The organism is Phormidium yuhuli AB48, assembly GCF_023983615.1.
Taxonomy (GTDB): domain Bacteria; phylum Cyanobacteriota; class Cyanobacteriia; order Cyanobacteriales; family Geitlerinemataceae; genus Sodalinema; species Sodalinema yuhuli.
In genome coordinates this window covers 2,778,074-2,798,893 of record NZ_CP098611.1, presented here as the reverse complement: position 1 = coordinate 2,798,893, position 20,820 = coordinate 2,778,074, and the positions used below count along the sequence as shown (strand labels likewise).

Annotated in this window: 17 protein-coding genes; 6 read left to right on the top strand and 11 right to left on the bottom strand. The window is 50.4% G+C overall.

All coding sequences use genetic code 11. The features are described from left to right. Positions 1-12 precede the first annotated feature (12 nt). Positions 13-1,770 carry a putative bifunctional diguanylate cyclase/phosphodiesterase gene (locus tag NEA10_RS11960; protein WP_252660413.1) on the bottom strand — a complete coding sequence of 586 codons (1,758 nt, stop codon included), beginning with the start codon at positions 1,768-1,770 and terminating at the stop codon, positions 13-15. Further along, entirely contained in the window at positions 1,748-3,385 is a 1,638-nt protein-coding gene (locus tag NEA10_RS11955; RefSeq protein WP_252660411.1) for an ATP-binding protein, read from the bottom strand. The genes NEA10_RS11960 and NEA10_RS11955 overlap by 23 nt, the downstream gene beginning before the upstream one ends. 293 nt (positions 3,386-3,678) lie before the next feature. Between NEA10_RS11955 and NEA10_RS11950 the strand changes: the two genes are divergently transcribed. Beyond that, positions 3,679-4,830 (top strand): glycosyltransferase, encoded by a 1,152-nt coding sequence (locus NEA10_RS11950; RefSeq protein WP_252660409.1) that lies wholly within the window; start codon positions 3,679-3,681, stop codon positions 4,828-4,830. A 19-nt stretch (positions 4,831-4,849) separates the two neighbouring features. Here NEA10_RS11950 and NEA10_RS11945 read toward each other — a convergent pair whose 3' ends face one another. From NEA10_RS11945 to NEA10_RS11915, 7 genes are all read right to left on the bottom strand, one after another. After that, the gene (locus NEA10_RS11945) at positions 4,850-5,941 is read right to left on the bottom strand and encodes an ATP-binding response regulator (RefSeq protein WP_252660407.1); all 1,092 of its coding nucleotides are present in this window, start codon (positions 5,939-5,941) and stop codon (positions 4,850-4,852) included. Positions 5,942-5,966: 25 nt separating this feature from the next. Beyond that, complete coding sequence (locus tag NEA10_RS11940) at positions 5,967-10,106, bottom strand: PAS domain-containing protein (RefSeq protein ID WP_252660405.1); 4,140 nt, start codon at positions 10,104-10,106, stop codon at positions 5,967-5,969. 254 nt (positions 10,107-10,360) lie between these two features. Further along, positions 10,361-12,475, bottom strand: coding sequence for a PAS domain-containing protein (locus NEA10_RS11935; protein ID WP_252660397.1), 2,115 nt, complete (start codon positions 12,473-12,475; stop codon positions 10,361-10,363). Beyond that, entirely contained in the window at positions 12,466-13,194 is a 729-nt protein-coding gene (locus NEA10_RS11930; RefSeq protein ID WP_252660386.1) for a response regulator, read from the bottom strand. Before NEA10_RS11930 ends, NEA10_RS11935 begins: the two co-directional genes overlap by 10 nt. A 30-nt stretch (positions 13,195-13,224) precedes the next feature. Continuing rightward, positions 13,225-13,641 (bottom strand): response regulator, encoded by a 417-nt coding sequence (locus tag NEA10_RS11925; RefSeq protein WP_252660384.1) that lies wholly within the window; start codon positions 13,639-13,641, stop codon positions 13,225-13,227. A gap of 77 nt (positions 13,642-13,718) precedes the next feature. After that, complete coding sequence (locus tag NEA10_RS11920; RefSeq protein WP_252660381.1) at positions 13,719-15,650, bottom strand: PAS domain-containing protein; 1,932 nt, start codon at positions 15,648-15,650, stop codon at positions 13,719-13,721. A gap of 142 nt (positions 15,651-15,792) precedes the next feature. Continuing rightward, positions 15,793-16,089, bottom strand: a complete 297-nt coding sequence (locus tag NEA10_RS11915) for a hypothetical protein (protein ID WP_252660373.1) — start codon at positions 16,087-16,089, stop codon at positions 15,793-15,795. Between the two features lie 183 nt (positions 16,090-16,272). Here NEA10_RS11915 and vapB point away from each other — a divergent pair, with 183 nt between their 5' ends. The 3 genes from vapB to NEA10_RS11900 all read left to right on the top strand — a co-directional run bounded on the left by vapB (position 16,273) and on the right by NEA10_RS11900 (position 17,675). Then, on the top strand, positions 16,273-16,518 hold the full coding sequence (gene vapB, locus NEA10_RS11910) for a type II toxin-antitoxin system VapB family antitoxin (RefSeq protein WP_252660371.1): 246 nt from the start codon (positions 16,273-16,275) through the stop codon (positions 16,516-16,518). Beyond that, entirely contained in the window at positions 16,515-16,901 is a 387-nt protein-coding gene (locus NEA10_RS11905) for a type II toxin-antitoxin system VapC family toxin (protein WP_252660369.1), read from the top strand. Before vapB ends, NEA10_RS11905 begins: the two co-directional genes overlap by 4 nt. Before the next feature lie 138 nt (positions 16,902-17,039). Further along, entirely contained in the window at positions 17,040-17,675 is a 636-nt protein-coding gene (locus tag NEA10_RS11900; protein ID WP_252660367.1) for a peroxiredoxin, read from the top strand. Between the two features lie 64 nt (positions 17,676-17,739). On the opposite strand, the gene rpiA is transcribed toward NEA10_RS11900, so the two are convergent. Together rpiA and larE are read right to left on the bottom strand one after the other, a co-directional pair. Continuing rightward, positions 17,740-18,447: a ribose-5-phosphate isomerase RpiA gene (gene rpiA, locus NEA10_RS11895; protein ID WP_252660365.1), complete on the bottom strand. Its 708-nt coding sequence runs from the start codon at positions 18,445-18,447 to the stop codon at positions 17,740-17,742. A gap of 64 nt (positions 18,448-18,511) precedes the next feature. Further along, positions 18,512-19,333: an ATP-dependent sacrificial sulfur transferase LarE gene (larE, locus tag NEA10_RS11890; RefSeq protein WP_252660363.1), complete on the bottom strand. Its 822-nt coding sequence runs from the start codon at positions 19,331-19,333 to the stop codon at positions 18,512-18,514. Positions 19,334-19,451: 118 nt separating this feature from the next. Between larE and NEA10_RS11885 the strand changes: the two genes are divergently transcribed. Both NEA10_RS11885 and cbiD read left to right on the top strand, forming a co-directional pair. Beyond that, positions 19,452-19,643 (top strand): hypothetical protein, encoded by a 192-nt coding sequence (locus NEA10_RS11885; protein WP_252660353.1) that lies wholly within the window; start codon positions 19,452-19,454, stop codon positions 19,641-19,643. Between the two features lie 84 nt (positions 19,644-19,727). Further along, positions 19,728-20,807, top strand: a complete 1,080-nt coding sequence (gene cbiD / locus NEA10_RS11880) for a cobalt-precorrin-5B (C(1))-methyltransferase CbiD (RefSeq protein ID WP_252660351.1) — start codon at positions 19,728-19,730, stop codon at positions 20,805-20,807. The last annotated feature ends 13 nt before the right edge of the window (positions 20,808-20,820 follow it).

Below are 20,820 nucleotides of genomic sequence, written 5' to 3'. Positions count from 1 at the left end.
CAGGAGGAACGGCTATCTCGATCGCAGCAGTTGGCTTAACTCCAAAGCCGGCAGGGGACGGTGGAAAAAATATCCCTGTCCCTGATCACAGCCGAGTTGCTGTAAACAGGTTCGCTCCTCGGGGGTTTCGATGCCTTCGGCGATCGCCCTCAAGCCGATTTTATGAGCCATTTCGATGACCGCCTCGGTAATGATGGCATTTTTGCGATGATGCTGTATACCCGCGACAAAGCAGCGATCAATTTTAAGGATATCAAAGGGAAATCGTTGTAAATAGCTCAGGGAGGAAAATCCTGTGCCAAAGTCGTCGATGGCGATGGAGACTCCCAAGGCTTTGAGTTGATTGAGGATGCGCACACTGGTATCCGGGTCCCGGACTAAACTGGTTTCGGTTAGCTCCAATTCTAATGCTCCCGGTTTACGGTTAAAGCGACGCAGAATCTGGACGAGCCGTTGGTAAAACTGGGGATCTTCAAATTGTCGGCCCGAGACATTGACAGCGACACGGAGGGGAGGCAATCCCTGAGCTTCCCAAAGCTGGGCCTGATGACAGGCAGTTTCCAAAACCCACTCCCCCAGACGAATGATGAGATTGCTCTCCTCGGCAATGGGAATAAAACGATTGGGGGGAATTGAACCTCGCTGGGGATGATGCCAACGTATCAGGGCTTCGACCCCGTAAATCTCACCGCTGTCTAGGTGGACTTGAGGTTGATACACCAGTAGCAATTCTGAGTTGGGGGTCTCTAAGGCACGACGGAGATCTTGCTCTAGGGCCAGGTGATCGCCGCGATCGCCCCGCAAGGCCCCACTATAGACCTCAACGGCGATTCCCCCCGAGGACTGAGCCTTCTCTCGGGCCTGTTGGCTATGGTGCAATAGGGGATCAAGGTGCTGAGCATCCCGAGGATAGAAGGCAATCCCTAGGCTAACTGGTAGTACGATAGTCCCCTGATTGAGCGGGATAGGTTGACTGAGGTGATGGAAGAGGGCTTCCACTTGCTCTTGAGCCTGATATCGAGAACTGACCGGGGGCAGAACTAGCACAAATTCATTGCCATTGAGACGGGCCATCAGGGGAGACTCCTGAGCAAAGAACTCTTGTAGCCGCTGTGCGACAACTTGCAGACAGTGATCTCCGTGGCTGTAGCCTAATTCCGCGTTAATCTCCCGTAAACGTTCCACCCCCACACAAACGAAGGGAACCAAACTCGAGGCCTCCAGGGGGTGGAGTTGGCCGAGAAACCCCTCAAACTCCTGTCGCAGCCTGAGTTGATTCAGTAGTCCCGTTAGCTGATCCTGACTCAAGACTTGATTTAAATGCTCTTGGGCCTGCTCCAGTTGCTGTTGATAATAACTTTGGGTTCGCAGCAGTTGTTCATGATGTCGCTGTGCGAGAACCGCTTGCTTTTTCAGCCGCATCCGCACCGCAGTCAGGAGTTCATCGCGAGTAAAGGGCTTGGTGAGATAATCGTCTGCCCCTAAATCCATACCCACTCGGAAGTCAAGGCGATCGGCTTTGGCGGAGAGAAAAATAAAGGGAATCTCATCAGTGATGGGATTCTCTTTCAGTTGGGCCAGGACCCCATAGCCATCCAACTCCGGCATCATAATGTCGCATAAAATCAAATCGGGGCGCTGGCGTTGGGCAAGTTGATAGCCGAGACGACCATTGTCAGCCGTCAGCACGTCGAACTTCTCCGTGGTTAACAGTTCACTCAGGATGTCTCGGACATGAGTTTCATCTTCAATCACGAGAATGGTTGTCATAAGCCACTGGTTGGGTAAGGGGGAGTTGGACGGTAAAGGTGGAACCAGAACCTTCCTGGCTCTCAAACGTGATCTGTCCGCCATGGAGATTTACAGCGTTTTTCACGATGGATAAACCGAGTCCCGTCCCCTGTATGTTAGCGGCATTCTCAGCCCGATGGAATGAGGTAAACAGCTGAGCTTTATCAGCTTCGGGAATGCCAATTCCCTGATCCTGCACCTGAACAATTAGCTGGGTCTCCTCGGTTTTCACATCCAGGGTGACTGTGGACTCCGCCCCTGAGTATTTGAGGGCATTGGAGAGTAAATTTAAGATGATTTGTGAAACTAGGGTCTTATCGAGATAGATCTCGGGAGAGTCTAGGTCATGGTTCAAGGCGATCGCCCGCTCGCGATCGCCTCGCCTTAGGGACTGGTCAATCAACTGTTGCAGAAGCTCCAAGATATTGACGAAGCTGGGGCAAAAGGTCAGTTGTCCGGCTTCGGCTTGACCGACGGTTAGCACATCGTCGAGCAGGCGCGTCATGTGATCAACGGTGTCATGGATGCGATCAAAATACCGCTGTCGTTTCTCCTGTGGCCAATTTTCACCATAATGTTTGAGCAGTTCAGCAGAGCCGAGAATGGTGGTTAGGGGAGTGCGAAATTCATGGGAAGTTAAGGTGATAAACCGTGATTTTAGCTCGTTGAGGTCTTGGGCTACTGAGAGAGATTGTAATAACTCGGCATTACTGTGTTGTAGTTCAGCGGTTCGCTCTTCGACAATACTTTCGAGTTCGTGGTTAAGAGCGGTCAGGGCTTGTTGGTTGAGATAACTTGGGGTCATGTCTAGGGCAGTTCCCACCAGCCCCATAACAGCCCCACAGTCATCGAGTAAGGGTTCTACGGTCAGATCATAATAGTGAAAGATACCGTTCAAGGTCAGGGAGATGTCTTGGCGACTCCCCTGCTGTTGTTCTAAGACACGCCGCTCGATCGCCTCCCAGGCCCTGGCATCTTGGGCTGAGAAGAGGTCATGATTGGTATGCTCTAAAATCTCTTGGGGATCTAAGCTGGGAAAGCTTTTATAAATCCAGGTGTACCGCAACTGGCGATCTTTGCGAAATACAGTGATGGGGAGATGATTCAGGGCAATTTCAAAGGGATTGAGGGGGCAGAAAGTCCCTGAGACCTGGGGCAACTCGGGTAACTTCAAGAGGGCTAAACTGGGTAAGACTCCTAGGCACTGCTGCTGCGAGTCCAACAGCAGGAGGAAAGGATGCTCCTTGGCGGCTTCGTAGAGGGCCGGGGGATGATTGAGCAGAGCTGGGGCAATCACGGCTTCTCCAGGGGTGATGAGATGGGAGACGGGGATTGAGTGGGGATCGTTACCTTGGGCCAGAACGGCGATCGCCTCCTGAGTCGTGAGCAATCCCAGACAGCGATCGCCCTCAACGACACAGACATAGCCAGACTGGAGAGGCTCTCTGGGGGAACTTGCTCCACGGCTGTCCGTCACGTTTTCCTGGAACTTATGCCAGATTTCACTCAACGGTGTTTCTGGGGAGACTGAGGGGGGATGGCGGTCCAGAAACTGAGCGATAAATTCCGGAAACACAGTAAGAGGCGATGACATGAATGTGATTCACTGATGCGAGACGACATCGGACTGACGCCCGACTGACGCTGGGCAAGTCAACTTGAATCGTTCCGTCTTAGTCATCCAGGGAAGCCTCAGACCTTTCCAGGCTCACAAGGAGACGTGGGTATCGGGGAACTCAATTGACCCTCACCCCGATGTCACTATACCATACAGTGCCTGAACCACTCTGCTGAGGCTCAAGGCTGAGAGGGCATTCTCTTGAAAGCTCTACCTTGAATCCAGGTCAAGGGAATTTGGGGAGAATTTAATCCGTTACCCGACAAATTATGAAACTTGTAGTAGAAGGCTGGCGTTTTGTCCATCACTCCTTTGCTGTAGCCAACCAACATCAACTCTTAGAATTCTTACGCCGTCCTCAGATACAAGTCTTTCATCGAGAATTGCCCTATTTGGATCACACCTGGCAACCGCAATCGGGACTATTTACCGAGGCGGAGGAACAGCAACTGCGAGAGATTCCGCCGCCCCCCTTACACCTGCGGGCCGATGCCACCCTACGAATGGTTATGCCCTATGATTTATCGGATTCGGACTCCCAGAGAACCTATGTCTTTGCTACCACGGAATGGCGGATTGTGCAAAAAGCCATGCTGGAGATGATGGGGATTGAAGATTTTGCTCAGGCTCATCGAGACTCGCAAACGGTGATTATTACCCCTTCCTATTGGTCCCGTGATGGCTTCCTGCGAGCTGGGGCGGTTCCTGAACGGGTGCGGGTGGTTCCCCTGGGGGTGGATACGGCAATCTTCCACCCAGCGGCGGCGGCGGAACGTCAACGGCGGCGGCAACAGTCCCAACTTGAGGGCTGTTTTGCCTTTCTCAATATTGGGGTGATGACTTGGAATAAAGGCTTACGGATGCTTATCAAAGCCTTTGCTGAGGTAACACACCGCTATCCTCAGGCGCGATTGGTCCTCAAAGGGAGTGATGCCATTCGTAATTCCCGTAAGTTTGTCCTCGAAAGCCTCGATGAGATGTTAACGCCTCAGGAGCGCGATCGCGTCATCCCCCGCTTAGCTTACATTGGCCGCAGTCTCTCAACCCAAGAGTTGGCCCAACTTTATCAAACCTGTGATGCCTATATTTCCCCCTATCTCGCTGAAGGATTTAATATGCCGGTTTTGGAAGCAGCCGCTTCCGGTTTGCCGATTCTCTGCACCAAAGGCGGCTCAACGGATGATTTCACCGATCGCCGTTTTACCCGCTACATTGACAGTGAACTGAAACAGGTGGAATGGGATCAGGAAATCCGGGATTATCTGCATCCGAGTTTAGAGCATACAGTGACCCTCATGAGCCAACTCATCGAAACCCCCAGCTTCGTGGAACAGGCCCGACGCACCGCTCCAGAATGGGTGCAACAGGGCTTTACCTGGCAGCAGATTGTCGATCGCCTTTTAGGGGTTATGGAAAGGTGAGAGATGTTTCTGGGGAGAGTTACGAGTCCGGGGAAGGGTGACGGGGTAGGAGTATCTGGAACACCGAGCCTTGGGGAAGATGAGGGTGAACTTGAATTGTCCCCTGATGACCTTGAATCACCATTTTACAGAAGGCTAACCCCAAGCCAATTTGGGAGATATTAGCCATCATGGTTCCAATTTCATATTTTTCAAAAATCCTCTCCCGTAACTCGTCTGGGACACCGGGACCCCCATCAATGACCTCAATTTGAATTTGTTCTGGGTTTAACTCCCTCACCGTCATGATAATTTCAGTTCCTTGAGGGGAGAACTTAATCGCATTGGACAGAAGATTATCTAACACCCGCTGAAATAGGGCTGCATCTAGCTCAAGTCCGGTGAGTGGAGTATCAGGACATTGACTCACCAAAGAGAGGTTTTTTTGAGCGGCGATCGCCTCAAATCGGGTTAAACAGGATTGGACTAACTCCCCCACATCCACTGAACTATAGTTGAGAGTCAACTGTCCCGCTTCTGTCAAGGTGACTTGCAATAACTCTTCAACCAGGGTTTCCACCGATTGAGCCAGAGAATAGACTGTTTCTAGACGATGGAGGCGTTTCGCTTCGGGATAGTTGGGACTGCGCAGAAGTTCTAACCCCAGCAACAGACCACTGAGGGGATTACGAACATCATGGAGAATCATTTTGACGAGATCTTCTCGTAATTGAAGTAATCCCTGTAGCTCATCATACTGATATTTCAGTCTCAGCATTGACTTCACCCTGGCCCGCAATTCTAAACCATTCACAGGCTTGCCAACAAAATCATCAGCACCGGCTTCGAGGCAGCGTGCTAAGTTATCTTTAGAACTTAAAGCCGTGACCATAATAACTGGCACGGTGCGCCACTTTGGCATCTCTTTCAAGCGGCGACAAATTTCAATGCCGTCTATATCCGGGATCATCACATCCAAGAGGATTAAATCTGGATTATAACTCTCCAGAGAAGACAGGGCAGCGGAGCCACTGGCGGCATAACTTAGCTCATAGTCTTCTTGACTTAATAAAGCGTCAATAACATCAAAGTTATCCGGTTCGTCATCAATTACAAGGATGGCAGCCGTCATCACGCATCTCCTACTCAGGGAAAAATCAAGACTTTGAGCGAATTAACATCCGTTCAATTTGTTGTACAAGTTCCCTTAGCTTAACAGGTTTTGTGACATAATCTGTTGCTCCCGCTGCCAAACAGCGATCGCGATCGCCCTCCATGGCCAAGGCCGTGAGGGCTAAGATGGGAACTCCCTGTAAATCTGGGTTTTGGCGAATCAGTTGGGTTGCCTCCAACCCATCTATTCCCGGCATTTGAATATCCATCAGAATCAGATCCGGTCGTTCTGATATGGCTAACTGTACTGCCTCTGCGCCATTTTTAGCCCCCAAGATCTGATAGCCTTTAGCGGTCATATAACTGGTTAAAGTATTTAAACTCGCCTCATTATCTTCTGCCAGCAAAATCACGGGAGAGGCATCACAAGTTGAGGCAGTTTCTAACCGAGAGGGCGCTGGAGAGGGAGCGCGGGAATCGGAGGGGGTCTGGGTCTGGTAGGGTAAGGTAAAGCTAAAACAACTGCCCACTCCCACCTCACTGGTTAAAGCAACTTTGCCCTGATGCAGTTCCACAATGCGCTTGACAAGAGCCAAACCTAAACCAGTTCCTTCGTATTGGCGATTTAAGGCACTGTCAATCTGGATAAAGGGTTGAAAGAGTTTTTGGATATTCTCAGGTGCAATCCCAATCCCAGTATCCTGGACAGCAACGGAAATTTCTGATGGTCTTTCAGGAGACGGGCTGGGGACTTCCGTGACGGTGAGGCGAATTTCTCCTCCCTTTAGGGTGAACTTAACGGCATTGTTGAGCAGGTTAATTAACACCTGGCGAATCCGTCGTTCATCTAAGATGACTGGCGATAGATAGCAGGGAACATCTAAGCGTAGATGAATTCCTTTTTTCAAAGCCTGCTGTCGCACAAAGGCTAAGCTAGATTCACAAAGGTAGGAAATGGAGATTGGGGCGCAGTCTAACTCAATCTGACCCGATTCAATTTTGGCTACGTCTAAAATATCATTGATGAGGGCTAATAAATGAGTGCCACTCCGTTCAAGGGTCTCTAATGACCTGCGTTGTTGGTCATTGATATCCCCAAAAACCTCATCTTGCAAGGCTTCCGTCATCCCCAAAATGGCATTGAGGGGGGTACGCAGTTCATGACTCATATTGGCGAGAAACTCATCTTTTAAGCGAGTGGCCCGAATGAGTTGCTCATTAGTGTAGGATAACTGTTCTTCGGCTTCTCGGCGTTTGCCATCGAGGCGATAGCCTTCAATGAGGTTACTACAGGTGACTAAAAATGGGGCGAGATAATCGATAATTTCTTGATTATAGCCTCCCGTTCGGTTGGCAATGCCAACCATTCCCATCAACGTCTTGCCTTGAAAAAAAGGCAGTCCTAAAAAGCTATTTAAGGGAGGATGTCCCGAGGGGGTTCCACCTCGCCGTGAGTCGGTGGTTGGGGAGTTGGAAATGACCGGTTTGCCCGTCATGATGACTGCCCCAAATAGGGTATTCATATTCTCAAACTCCATCCCTCGCTCATAATTGTCTTCATAAAATTTGCGGGTGGCAGCATCCCAAGCTACGTTGGTGATGCTATGGGTTCTGAGATAGGGAACCCCACTCATTTTGAAGAGGGTTTCCTCTAGGTAGGCGCTACCATCATCCCGGAAGAGGACTTCACCAATAAAACCATATTCACTTTGAGTCAGTTCCAAGAGTTGCGCCAGTAATTCTTCAAAAATGATGAGACGATTGGTGGCGGTGATAAATTGAGATTGGGCTTGACTAATGGTTGAGAGGAGGGCATTACTACTCTGGAGGGCAATTTCAGCGGTTTTGCGGCCGGTGATGTTAAAACGAACCGCTAAAAATTGCACGGGTTTGCCCTGACTGTCCAAAAAGGGAACGATGGTACTATCGACCCAATAGAGGGAACCATCTTTAGCCCGGTTACAGATTTCCCCTCGCCAGACGTCTCCTCGCAAAATGGTTGACCATAAGTCTTGAAAAAAGGACTGAGGATGATATCCTGATTTAACCAGGCGATGGGTTTGCCCGATCAGCTCCTCGCGAGAGTAGCCAGAAAGTTCCAGAAACCGATCATTGGCATAGGTGATGACTCCATCGGGATTGCTAATCGCCACAATGGCTGATTCATCCAGGGCTAATTTAAAGGCGGTGAGTTGTTGCAAGAGTTGTTGATTCTCTTGCTCTGCTTCTTTGAGATCGGTAATATCTTCAGCAATGCCAGCAATGCGATAGGGCTGTCCCTGTTCGTTTAAAATGGGGAAGGCGCGATCGCGAATCCAGCGAATCTCACCATCAGGACGGAGAATGCGATATTCTTCATCATATTGCCCTTGGAGTTGTTTGGTAAGGGCTGCCAAAACTTGATCGCGATCGCCCGGATGCAGACTCTCTGCCCAAGCTTCTGGGGTGACAAATAGCTCCTGTAGCGGTCGCTGCCAGATGCGTTCATAGGCGGGGCTGACGTACATGCGTTCCTGGCGATTACAATGGACAATCCAAAAGACGGCATCCACCACATCGGCCAGTTGTCGGAACTTTTCTTCACTTTCTCGCAGGGCCTGTTCGGTGCGCTTACGCTCACTAATATCTCGACAGACGCAAATCAATAGCCCATCATCGGTCTGGGATAAGGATAACTCTAAGGGGAAGGGCCGACCATCTTTGCCTAGCGCCATTGCTTCCCCTTGCCAGGTTCCCTGACGGCCCAATTGGGGAAAAATTTCCACATCAGCGCGAGGGATTTCCTCGGGTATAAATAAGCGGTACCACGATTGACCGAGGAGTTCCGAGGGGGAATCATAGCCAAAAATCTGACAATGGGCGCTATTTAAATAGATGTAGTGATGATCTTGAAGAATGGCAATGCCATCGATCGCCGTCTCCATCGCCACCAGTTGCCGCTTGAGGGTGATTTCATGTTGTTTGCGATCGCTAATATCCACCACGACACAAACGCAATTCCCCTCTTTTGGGGACAAGAGTGCTACTCCTACTAAGACCCAAACGGGATGACCATCGCGATGCAGATAGACTTTTTCCCAAGGTTGAACGCTGCCGCTGTGGCGTAAGGCCTCGATGGCTTGGAGATCTCGCTCTCGGTACTCCGGGGGGGTGATTTCAGCCCAGTTTAAGCGTCCCTGCTCTAAATCGCTTCGGGAATAGCCCAGCATTTGTAAAAAGCGATCGTTGGCGTTGCTAATTTGGCCGCTGAAGTCGGTAAACATCATGCCAACTACGTCTGCCTCGAAGACGCGACGGAAACGGGTTTCACTTTCTTGTAGGCGTATTTCGGCTTCTTTGCGCTCGGTAATGTCAAAATTGACCCCAATGAGACTCTGAGGCTGCCCCTGAGCATCGCGAATTAGGGTTCCCGAGGCTTTGAGGTAACGCAGGGTTCCATCTTGGTGAAAAATACGCAATTCCTGGTCATACTCAATCTCTCCCGATAGGACTTGCTCGCCGAGAATTTCCATCTGGGGGCGATCGTCGGGGTGAAGTCGATCAAGCCACATTTGATAGGATACGGGACTGATTGAGGGCGGTAGGCCATAAAGCGTATACATACGCTCATCCCAGGTCATCTGTCGATCGCTCAGATACAACTCCCAGCAGCCGATCGCACTGGAGTTAAGAGCTAGGTTTAAGCGTTGGGACAGCTGTTCTAGCTTACAGCGTTGCTGTTGCTGGACCTGATCGAGCTGGCTGTGAGTTTGTTGATGGCAGAGGGCTTGCAACAAACTCTCGCGGGTAATTAGGCCCCGGAAGCGATCGCCCTCATCGAGCAGGACTACGGCTTGCTTTTGCTCCTGATGCAGCCGTTGACAGAGACTCCAGAGATCCACTAACTCTGACTCTCGTACCCGTAACGGCTGCTCCCTCATCAACTCTCGAATTGGAGTCTCGTCTTTGGTTTCTTGGAGAATCCCCTGGAGTAAATCCCCGTCCGTGAGTAGGCCCAAGGGGCGATCGCCCTCGAATAGCAGCCAATAGTTCGAGGTACTCCTTGTCTCTGGCACAGACAAGGAGTACTTGGGATCACGTTGGGGGGTCTGACCCTTAACCTGAGCGATCGCATCTTTAAGAGGGATATTGGAGCTTAAGGTTGGAGGATTTCTGAGAATTGCAGTCCTAAAGGTAACGTCCATGAGATAGCTTTTCTTCTCTTAAAATCTGAGTTGGATGGATCTCAGGTTGTCCCCAACGAGGGCTATTATAGCCAATTTTTGGGAAGCTTCTCGGCAAACTTGACCATTCTTAGAACTACGATGGGCCGCCCTAGACTTCCTCAGACTCAGAAATGGTTCGGGAACCGGCTCTAGGTCTACGATTGTGTATTGTTCGAGTTCTTCTATCAGCAAGGATCTGTGGATCTCGGTGATTTCCATGAGTGAGGGTTCCCTTAGACCTGGATATTAGACCGTTCTAAGAGCGCCTCAATTTGCACGACTAAATGTTTCAACTTCACAGGTTTACTGAGATACTCATCAGCTCCAGCCTGCAAACATCGCTGCTCGTCCGACTCTAAGGCCAACGCGGTCAGGGCAATGATGGGGACATCCAGACCCCAGGACTGTTGACGAATCCGCTGCATGGCTTCTAAACCATCCATACCGGGCATCTGAACATCCATGATAATCAAGTTCGGCTGTTGCTCTTGAGCCTGCTGAATCGCCTCAGCGCCATCTTTAGCCAGGAGGACTTGATAGCCTTTGGCGTTCAAATAACTAGATAGGGTTTGGATATTGGCGGCATTGTCCTCTGCCAATAAAATTAAGGGGGACGACTCCAATTTTGAGTCCCTCAGGGGAGACTGGGAATGCTCAGGAGGAGTCTGACTCAAGGAAGAACTGACGGTTCCCATGGGGAGTGTGACGCTGAAACAACTCCCGACTCCGACTTGGCTCGTTACCCCCACTTCACCCCCGTGCAGTTCCACTAGGCGCTTGACGAGGGATAGGCCCAGTCCCGTTCCCTCGAATTGCCGATTTAAGGCGCTGTCAATTTGCACGAAGGGTTGAAAGAGTTTGGGGAGATGCTCCGGCGCGATGCCAATTCCGGTATCTTGGACAGACCAATGTACCCCCGTCACTGAGGCGCTAGACTGGGGTGAAAATTCCTGGTAGAGGGGGGCAACCTTGAGGGTAATCCTCCCCCCTTCTGGAGTAAATTTAACGGCATTATTGAGTAAATTAATCAAAACTTGACGCATTCGTCGCTCATCAATGAGCATTTGTGGAACCGCTGGTGATAGGTCAAGCTGAATCTGAATGTCTTTGCTTAAAGCCTGTTGTTTAATAAAGCTCACACTGGCTTCACATAGGGGGGCGATCGCTGTGGCGGAGAGGTTTAGTTCAACTTGACCGGATTCAATTTTGGCCACATCTAAAATGTCGTTGATTAAGGCCAATAGATGACCCCCACTACTTTCAATGGTTTGCAACGCATGACGTTGAGCGTCGCCCACTGGGCCAAACACCTCTTCCTGGAGTGCTTCCGTCATGCCTAAAATGGCATTGAGGGGGGTGCGTAGTTCATGACTCATGCTGGCCAGAAATTCGTCTTTGAGGCGGGTGGCCCGCAGCAGTTGTTCGTTGGTTTGTTGCAGTTGCGCTTCGGCGTGTTTGCGATCGCTGATATCCTCGGCAATCCCCGCTACACGATAGACTTGTCCCTGTTCATTGCGGATGGCAAAAGCGCGATCGCGAATCCAGCGCACCTCCCCATCGGTACGTATAATACGGTATTCCTCGTTATACTCCTCTAAGAGTTCTTCGGCTGGACTGGCAGCAATGCGCGGACGATCCTCGGGATGTAGATGCTCTAGCCAAGCGTTAGGATTTTCATAGAGTTCCTCAACGGGATAGCCCCAGATGCGTTCATAGGCGGGACTGACATAGACGTGAGAACGACTCGCCAGATCGACAATCCAGAAGACTGCATCCACGGCTTCGGCCAGTTGTCGGAACTTTTCTTCACTCTCTTTTAGGGCGAGTTCTGAGCGTTTGCGATCGGTGATATCTAGGTTAATCCCCACCAGACTGACGGGTTCCCCCGCCTCATCCCGTCGTACCCGCGCTGAGCTTTTGAGGGTGCGAACGGTTCCATCGTTTCGCAAAATTCGGAAGTCTATATAAGCATCCTCGTCGGTGCGTAACATCTGTTCAATGGTTTGTTTTAAGCCGGGGCGATCGTTAGGATGAACCAAGGACCACCAGGTTGGGTAATCCATCGCGGTTCCTGGGGTTAAGCCATAAATATCATAGATACGCTCATCCCAGACTAAAGAACTATCCCTCAGACTCGCTTCCCAACAGCCAATGGAGGCGGATTCGAGCGCCATGGTTAGGCGATCGGATAACTCTTGCAATTGAGCTTCCCGTTGTCTTAACTCTTGGGTGCGTTGATTGACGGTTTCTTCCAGGTTTTGATTGAGGCGATGAAGTTGTTCTTGACTGCGTTGGCGTTCCCGTAATGCCGCTTGGCGATCGCTGATATCACGAATGATCAATAGCACTTCTTCGGGCCCATTTTAATCACTCGTACTTCTTCTTCAACTCGACCTGACTCCACCATTAAACTTTGTTCAAAAACCTGTAACTCTCCCGTAGTTAAAGCCGTTTCAATGACCTGTTTTGTTTGTTGGGCGAGGGAACTGGGTAACACAGACTCAAGGGTCTGTCCCTGCCGCCTTAGGGGGTCTTTCCTCTGCTTTTTTGTCAATTCTTTGGCGACAACCGGGCGGTACTTGCCATCAGACTTTACCCGAAACATTAAATCAGGAATCGCAGCTAAAATGGCACGATTTTTGGCTTCACTATCCTTAAGTTTTTGCGCAGAGTCGCGACGCTCAACGCGAATTTGCCCTTCACGAATTTCGCGGCGAATTGCCTCTCCCAAGCGGGTTAAATTACCCTTCATAATGTAATCATTCGCCCCCGCTTTCATCATCCCAACCGCTGATTTTTCACCGATGGTTCCCGAAACGACGATAAAGGGAATATCCAAGTCGAGTTCTTGGACGATTTTGAGCGCTTCAGGAGCTTCAAAACCGGGTAAATGATAATCAGAAATAATCAAGTCCCAGGGGGATTCTATTAAAGTTTTTCGTAAATCATGGGCGGTCTTAACTTGTCGAAAGTCCGGCTGAAATCCCTCCCGCTTCAACGCACGAAGCAGCAAGATGACATCATCATCTGAGTCTTCAATTAAAATAAATCGTAAGATGTTACTCATTATGATTAACCTGGGTCTAGACAATCCATATTAAGGAGGTGGATCATTAACCAGAGTCCAATATAACCCTAGTTGAGAAACGGCATCGACAAATTGCTTGAAATCTACTGGTTTTCGCACATAGCTATTTGCACCAGAATCATAGCTTTCGATGATATCACGGTCTTCACTAGATGACGTTAAAATGACGACCGGTAACGTCTTTGTTTTGGGACGGGAGCGAATTTCTCTCAGCACTTCAAACCCATCTAATTTAGGTAGCTTTAAATCCAACAAGACCACGGCTGGTAACGGCTTCAGGTCAAAAAGAAGACCTAAAGCTTCCTCTCCATTGCGGGCAACAAAAACTGGATTAGTAATCTTCGCCTTCCTGAGTGAGCGTAGGGTTAACTGCTCATCATCGGGGTTATCTTCAACTAGGAGAACGGGGCGCGGCAAGGGAGTCATAAATGAGTTGGAGTCCTTCAGGATTTAACAGGGGCTTCGCTTCAGATAGAATGGGAGGAAGTTACTGCCAGAATATCTCAAGGGACGATAAAATAAAAGGTTGCCCCCTCGCCAACTTGACCGGTCGCCCAAACCAGTCCTCCATGGCGTTGAACAATGCGCTGAACGGTCGCCAAACCGATACCCATACCGGGAAATTCCTGGGTATCGTGGAGACGTTGAAAGACTCTGAAGAGCATTTTACTGTACTTCATCTCAAAGCCAGCTCCATTATCGCGCACAAAATAAACCGGTGCATCTAGCAGGTGTGGGTTGAGGGATTCTGGTGCAACCTCTAGGGAGGATTCTTCCAGGAACTCTGGGGTAGTTTTGAGAATAGTCTTGAGTGAGACCTCTCGCCCGACCTCAATCTGAGGCTGAGGCTGATGATGGGTGAATTTCCAGGCGTTCTCTAGGAGATTGGTTAACATCATCTCCATTAAGGACGGGTCCGCGTTGAGGGTCAACTGGGGTGTAATCTGGAGTTTCACGGGATGATTGGGATAAACCTCTTGTAAGTGTGTGGCGATCGCCCCAGCCAACTCTGAAAGATTCACCGTTTGCGGCTCAATGGTGACACGGGAGACGCGAGATAGACGCAGAAGATCGTCAATGAGCTGACTCATGCGGCTGACATTACGGCGAATACGCTCAAAGTAATCCTGCGCCTCTGCATCCAGGCGTTCCCCGTAGTCTTCAACAAGGGCCTGACTGAAGCCGTCAATGGCCCGTAAGGGAGCGCGTAAGTCATGGGAGACGGAATAGGCGAAGGCTTCAAGTTCTTGATTGGAGGCTTCGAGTTGAGCGGTGGTTTGCAGCAGATGCAATTCTTGCTGTTTGCGTTCAGTGACATCCAAAATCGTTCCCATCAGGCTCACGACTTGGCCATTCTCGTCAAATCCTGGTTCTCCCCGGGCCTGAATATAGGAGAGTTGGCCATCGTCATGGAGAACCCGACATTCTAAATCATAGGCTTCTCCTTCCTGAAGTGCCCGTTGAACCAGCCGATCATGTTCGGGGCGATCGTCGGGGTGATAGATTTGCAAGAGTTTGTCATAGTCCGGCGGCCCTAGAGCCATATCCTGTCCTAAAATGCGGAAGACTTCCTCAGACCAGGTAATTCTCCCTGTGGCTACGTCAAACTCCCAACTCCCCAGATGGGCGATGGGTTGCGCGGCTTGTAGGTGAATTTTCCATCGTTTCAACTCCCATTCTAGGTGTTTGCGGGAGGTAATATCTCGGGCGTTGGCGTAGATGAAGTCACCATAGGATTGAGAGTACCACTCAACTTGACGATAGTTCCCCTCTCGGTCACGATAGCGGTTAACAAATCCCTCAACGGCTTCTCCTCGGTTGAGTTGGTCCATGGCGGCGAGGGTGGCCTCGTGATCCTCTGGGTGAACCCAGTTTAGGAAGGGTTGACCTAAGAGTTGGTTGCAGGGATATCCGAGAACCTTCTCCCAGGCGGGATTGACACGATAAAATCGCCCCTGACGATCGACGATGGTGAGGAGGTTTAAGGAGCGCTCAAAGAACGGCCGGAGATTGTCGCAGATATCTGAGTCGGGGAGTGAGTCGGGGTATAGGAGCGATCGCAATCGCTGTCGACTCAGCAAGCCACAAATTTGTTGGGCCTCGTCGAGGAGCAGCAGATAGGGAACGTCATGCTCCTGAAAGAGCTGTTGCACCTGTTCGATATCTTGAGATTGGGATTTGGCTAAGCTGACAATGGGGACGAGGTGCTTAGGATCAAGGGGCTGCTCTAAAGAGAGGCCCGCCGCGAGTTGTGCAACAATGCTATCTGGGGTCAATAGACCCAGGGGTTGGCTTTCTGGACTTGGGGCCATCACCACTAGGACGCCGCCCTCTCCCTCGATGGTCTGGGATTTCTCCATCAGGGCGATCGCCTCGCCAATCGGCGTATGACTCGATATGCAGTTCGGGTTACGTCGAACAACGGAATCTAGCATATTATGGGCGAAAAATCGTTATTGAGGCTAACCCCTTAGTCAGGCTCCATGGAGTCAAACTGTTCAGACTGTTTGATAGTTGAGGGTCAAACCTGTATGAGGCGTCGTTGATGTCCTAGTCGATGAGTCTATTTTACCCAAGTCAGCCCAACTGATCCAGGAAAGCCGGCCGCGTTGACTCATAATCACCACAGCCAATGGCCGCCTCGGAGGATGCTGTCATCGGATGAATGGGACATTTGAGGCGATGGTCGTTGGTAAAATAGGCACAATTGGCACAGGGGATTTGGTGCATGATTTTGGCCCGGCGGTGGCTACTGCGGATTGCTGCTAGGAAATTTCCCACAATCATCAATACAATCGCCCACGCACTAATAAAACAAATTGGCACTAAAAACGGCTCAATTGCCTTGATTAAGACATAAAGAACTTGAAACATGGCGAAAACTTGAGGTGAGGAAAATCTAGTGTTCCTATTATAGGTCAGGGCGAGACTTTCAGGATAGGTCAGGGCGAAATAGGGCTTAAGGTTTTCATCTTTGAGAAATGGGGGGCGATCGTCCATTCCCCAGACCCAGACTGAGATTTGCTAGACTGTCAGAGTAGATATTCCAGGTGTCCGATGACCTCCTCCACCGCTGATACCACTGCTTCCCGGCCTGAGACGATTCTGGAGAAACTGCGAGACTTACCCGAGACGCAACAGCAACAAGTCTTAGACTATATCGAGTTCCTGGCCCAGAAATATCCCAAACCGCAACCGCGATCGAAAAAACCCCGTGTCGCCGGACTGCATAAGGGCAAAGTTTGGATATCAGATGATTTCAACGATCCGCTTCCTCCCGAATACTGGAGTGGACAAGGGTGAGACTCCTGCTAGATACTCATGTTTTTATCTGGTGGGTCGGCTTACCCGAAAAACTCTCCGAGACAGTGACAACCCTGTTAGGGAACCGTGATAATGAGTTGTTTTTGAGTGTCGCCAGTGTTTGGGAGATGCAAATCAAACTCAAAAGCGGTAAATTGACGCTGGATTTGCCCTTAGAGGAGATGATTCTGGGCCAACAAGAGGAAAATGACCTAAACCTATTAAATATCGATGTGGCCGACGTTTGGGTGTTAGATGGCTTACCGGTTCCCCATCGCGACCCCTTTGATCGTATCATTATTGCCCAATCGATTCGTGGCGAATTATCCCTGATTAGTGTCGATCGCCTCTTTGATTCCTATCCCATTCACCGGCTTTGGTGAGGGGATTTTCGCCGCAAAACTAAGACCTATGGGGCTATTCCCCGAAAACCCGACCGGAAAACCGGAGTATAAAGGGGGCGATCGCCCCTAAAATAAAAGGTAAGATATCTGATCCAACAATCCACAGGAGCTCGGTTTATGACCTTACAACTCGGAGACATCGCCCCCGACTTCACCCAGGATTCCTCTGAAGGAACCATCAACTTCCACGATTGGGCCGGCGATAGCTGGGTAGTCTTATTCTCCCACCCCGCCGACTACACCCCCGTTTGCACCACCGAACTGGGGGAAGTCGCCAAACTCAAAGGAGAATTTGAGAAACGCAACGCCAAAGTCATCGCCCTCAGCGTCGATGACAGCGACTCTCACAAAGGCTGGATTGGTGACATCGAAGAAACCCAAGGAACCGCCGTCAACTATCCCATTTTAGCCGACGCAGACCGCAAAGTCTCGGATCTTTACGGGATGATTCACCCCAAAGCCGATGCAAACGTCACAGTTCGGACGGTGTTTGTTATCGATCCTAACAAAAAACTGCGTCTAACCATTACCTATCCCCCCAGTACCGGACGCAATTTCCAAGAAATCCTGCGTGTCATCGATTCCCTGCAACTGACGGACAACTATCAAGTGGCCACCCCCGTCAACTGGACTGATGGCGATGATTGCGTGGTTTCCCCCAAAATCGCCACGGAAGATGCCAAAAAACAATTTCCTAAAGGCGTCGAAGAAATCAAACCCTATCTGCGCATGACTCCCCAACCCAACAAATAAGCTAAACTCATAGGGGCGAAACCGATTTCGCCCCTACTTCGACTATCGCTCAGTGACCAGGGTACTACACCTCGCGAACGCTAGGCTGGCCGTCTTTCACCTCGCCGACGAGAATCACATCGGCGGTGTCGACGAATAGGCCATTTTCCAGAACCCCAGGGATATTGTTGAGCGTTTTCTCCAAGTCGGCCGGATTCTCAATCCCATTGGCGAACTTGACATCAATCACCAGATTTCCCTCATCGGTAACGACGGGGCCAGCTTTCTTGACTCCCATCCGCAACGTGGGTTCACCGCCGAGGCCCTCAATGGCCCGCATCACCGGCGTCATGGCCATGGGGATGACTTCCACGGGAAGCAAGAAGCCTAAGCCTAACTTATCCACCAACTTAGAGGAGTCCACCACGACGATAAATTGTTCAGCGAGGGAGTCGACAATTTTCTCACGAGTGTGGGCCGCGCCGCCGCCTTTAATCAGTTGTTTTTGAGGATCAACTTCATCTGCACCATCGATGGCCACATCAATGCGATCGACTTCATCAAGACTGGTGAGGGGAATCCCGTATTTCTTGGCCAACACTGAGGCTTGGAAGGAGGTGGGAATCCCTTTAATATCCTTGAGTTCCCCCTTTTGCAGCCGTTCGCCAATATATTGAATGGCATAGGCGGTGGTTGAGCCGGTTCCGAGTCCAACGATGGTTCCTGATTGTACGCGATCGGCGGCGGCTTTCCCCACCTGTTGTTTCATTAGGGTGACGGCATCATCACTCATGTTAGAATCCTCCGATAGATTGTATAGATGTCTTCAACACTCTACCGCGTTGTCAGACTATCCTCTAAACCGTCACCGCTTGACGCTCTAGGACACGGTTGAGCTTGCCACTTTGATAGCCTTCGAGATCCAGGGTGACAAAGAGAAATCCTAACTCTTGCAGCTTAGCCACGATTTGGGCTAAGTTGCTCTTGAGAACGAAATCTTGAATCGACTCGGGGGGGAGTTCAATGCGGGCAGTATCCCCTTGAGAGCGAACTCGTAGGTTGGGCCATCCCAATCCTCGTAGATAGACTTCCGCCCGTCCGACACGCCGCAGTTTCTCGACGGTGATTTCTTCGCCATAGGGGAAGCGGGAGGAGAGACAGGGTTGGGAGGGTTTATCCCACCAGGGAAGTCCCAGATGTTGGGAGAGTTGACGGACTTCGACTTTGCTGATTCCCACTTCCGCGAGGGGCGATCGCGCACCCCGTTCTTTAGCAGCTTGGATTCCGGGGCGATAATCTTGCAAGTCATCGGCGTTGACACCGTCGACGACGTAGGGATACCCCTGTTGGAGGGCTAGGGGTTTGAGGGTATCATGGAGTTCACTTTTGCAGAAGTAGCAGCGATTGACCGGGTTGCTGGTGTAGTCGGGGTTCTCCATCTCCTGGGTGTAGACCTCCTCATGGGCAATGCCGATGGTCGCCGCTTGAATCCGGGCATCTTCGAGGTCTTCGGGGAGAAGGGAGGGGGAGATGGCGGTGATGGCCAGGGCGCGATCGCCGAGTACATCATAGGCGACTTTGGCCACAAGCGTCGAATCAATGCCGCCGGAATAGGCAATTAAAGCCCGATCCATGGTTTGTAAGAGGTCTTGGAGGCGATCGAGTTTTTGCATTACCATGAGAACTGTTCTAATGAAGCGTCATGACGTGATCTAGCAGTAGCTATGACGTCTTGAAGTTCCAATTTTAACAAAAAAACCACCAAAACAACTCAACATTATTCAAGGATTAAGTTCCATGGCAAAAACTTCAATCACCGGTCAGGCTATCTTTATCTTAAAAGTTGTGGTTGCGTCACTATTAGGAACCTTAGCTATTAAATACATTGCCCCAATTTTTGCCATTCCCGTCAACGGACTATCTGCTTTGACCATTATTTTCACCCCAGTCCTAGTCCTAATTGGAGTATTTCTTACGCGGGGACGCTGAATGTTAGGCTTAAACTAGATAGAACAGGAGAGTGATTGCTGTAGCTTCATTTCCTAGAAAACGCAGCATATCCCAGCACTTATCATGGAAAACTCCGGTTACACCCTCCCCGTATTTGCCGTCGCCGCCGCCAAAGCCGCCCTACTCCACCTGCAACAACGCCAATCTCCCCAAACCGTGGAACTCGACCTCCTTCCCGGTGACGCGGAAATCCCCATTGAACAAGTGGCCGTCCTCGACCACAACCGGGCCTTAGCCATTACCCGCAGTGACCCCGGTGGGAACCTCGACTTAACCCGCAATACCCCCATTTGGGCCGATGTGACCCTAGACCCCTTTTCCGGCGAATCTCTTTCCTTAGTCGGAGGAGAAGGAATTGGTAAAACTGAACAAGGACAGGCCGCCATTTATCATTATGCACGTTCTTTAGCTGAAACAAATCTCCGAGAGTTGATTCCCCAAGGAAAAACCCTGCGCGTTGCTATTATTCTCCCCGAAGGACGACAGCTTGCTAAGCGAACCTCCAATGAAGCTTTTGGCGTGTTAGAAGGATTATCCCTCCTGGGAACTCATGGCATTGCTCAACCTCATACCGCGATTGAAAGTCTGAACCATGCTAAAACTCGACTTCAGGACATCGCTAAACAGCAATCCGATTTGATTTTCTGTATTGGGAGTAATGGCTTACAGGTAGCCGAACGCCTGCAATTGCCCAAAACGGCTATTGTCCAAGTGGGAAACTGGCTGGGGGCCCTATTGGTAGAAGCTGGATTGCGTCAGGTTCGTTCAGTGTTGTTACTGGGCTATCATGGAAAGTTGGTGAAATTGGCGGGCAAGATTTTTAATACTTCTAGCCATATTGCTGATGGTAAATTGGAAATTTTAGCCGCAGCTTTAGCACAACATACTGATGATGTCAAGCTTATTCGTGGGATTTTGGACTGCCCGACGATGGCTAAAGCCTATCAGTATTTAGAGCAAGAAAACTTAGCGGATAGGGTATTTCAAGACTTGTGCGATCGCATCCGCCAAAATTCCCAAGCCTACGTGCAAAAATATGCCGATACCCAGTTAGAAATTGGCGTCATTCTCTTTGAACGCCAGGGTGTGATTGTCGCCGAAAGTGCGATCGCCCCCCAACTCATCGCCCGACATCGACCCTAGACTTGTCGATTTG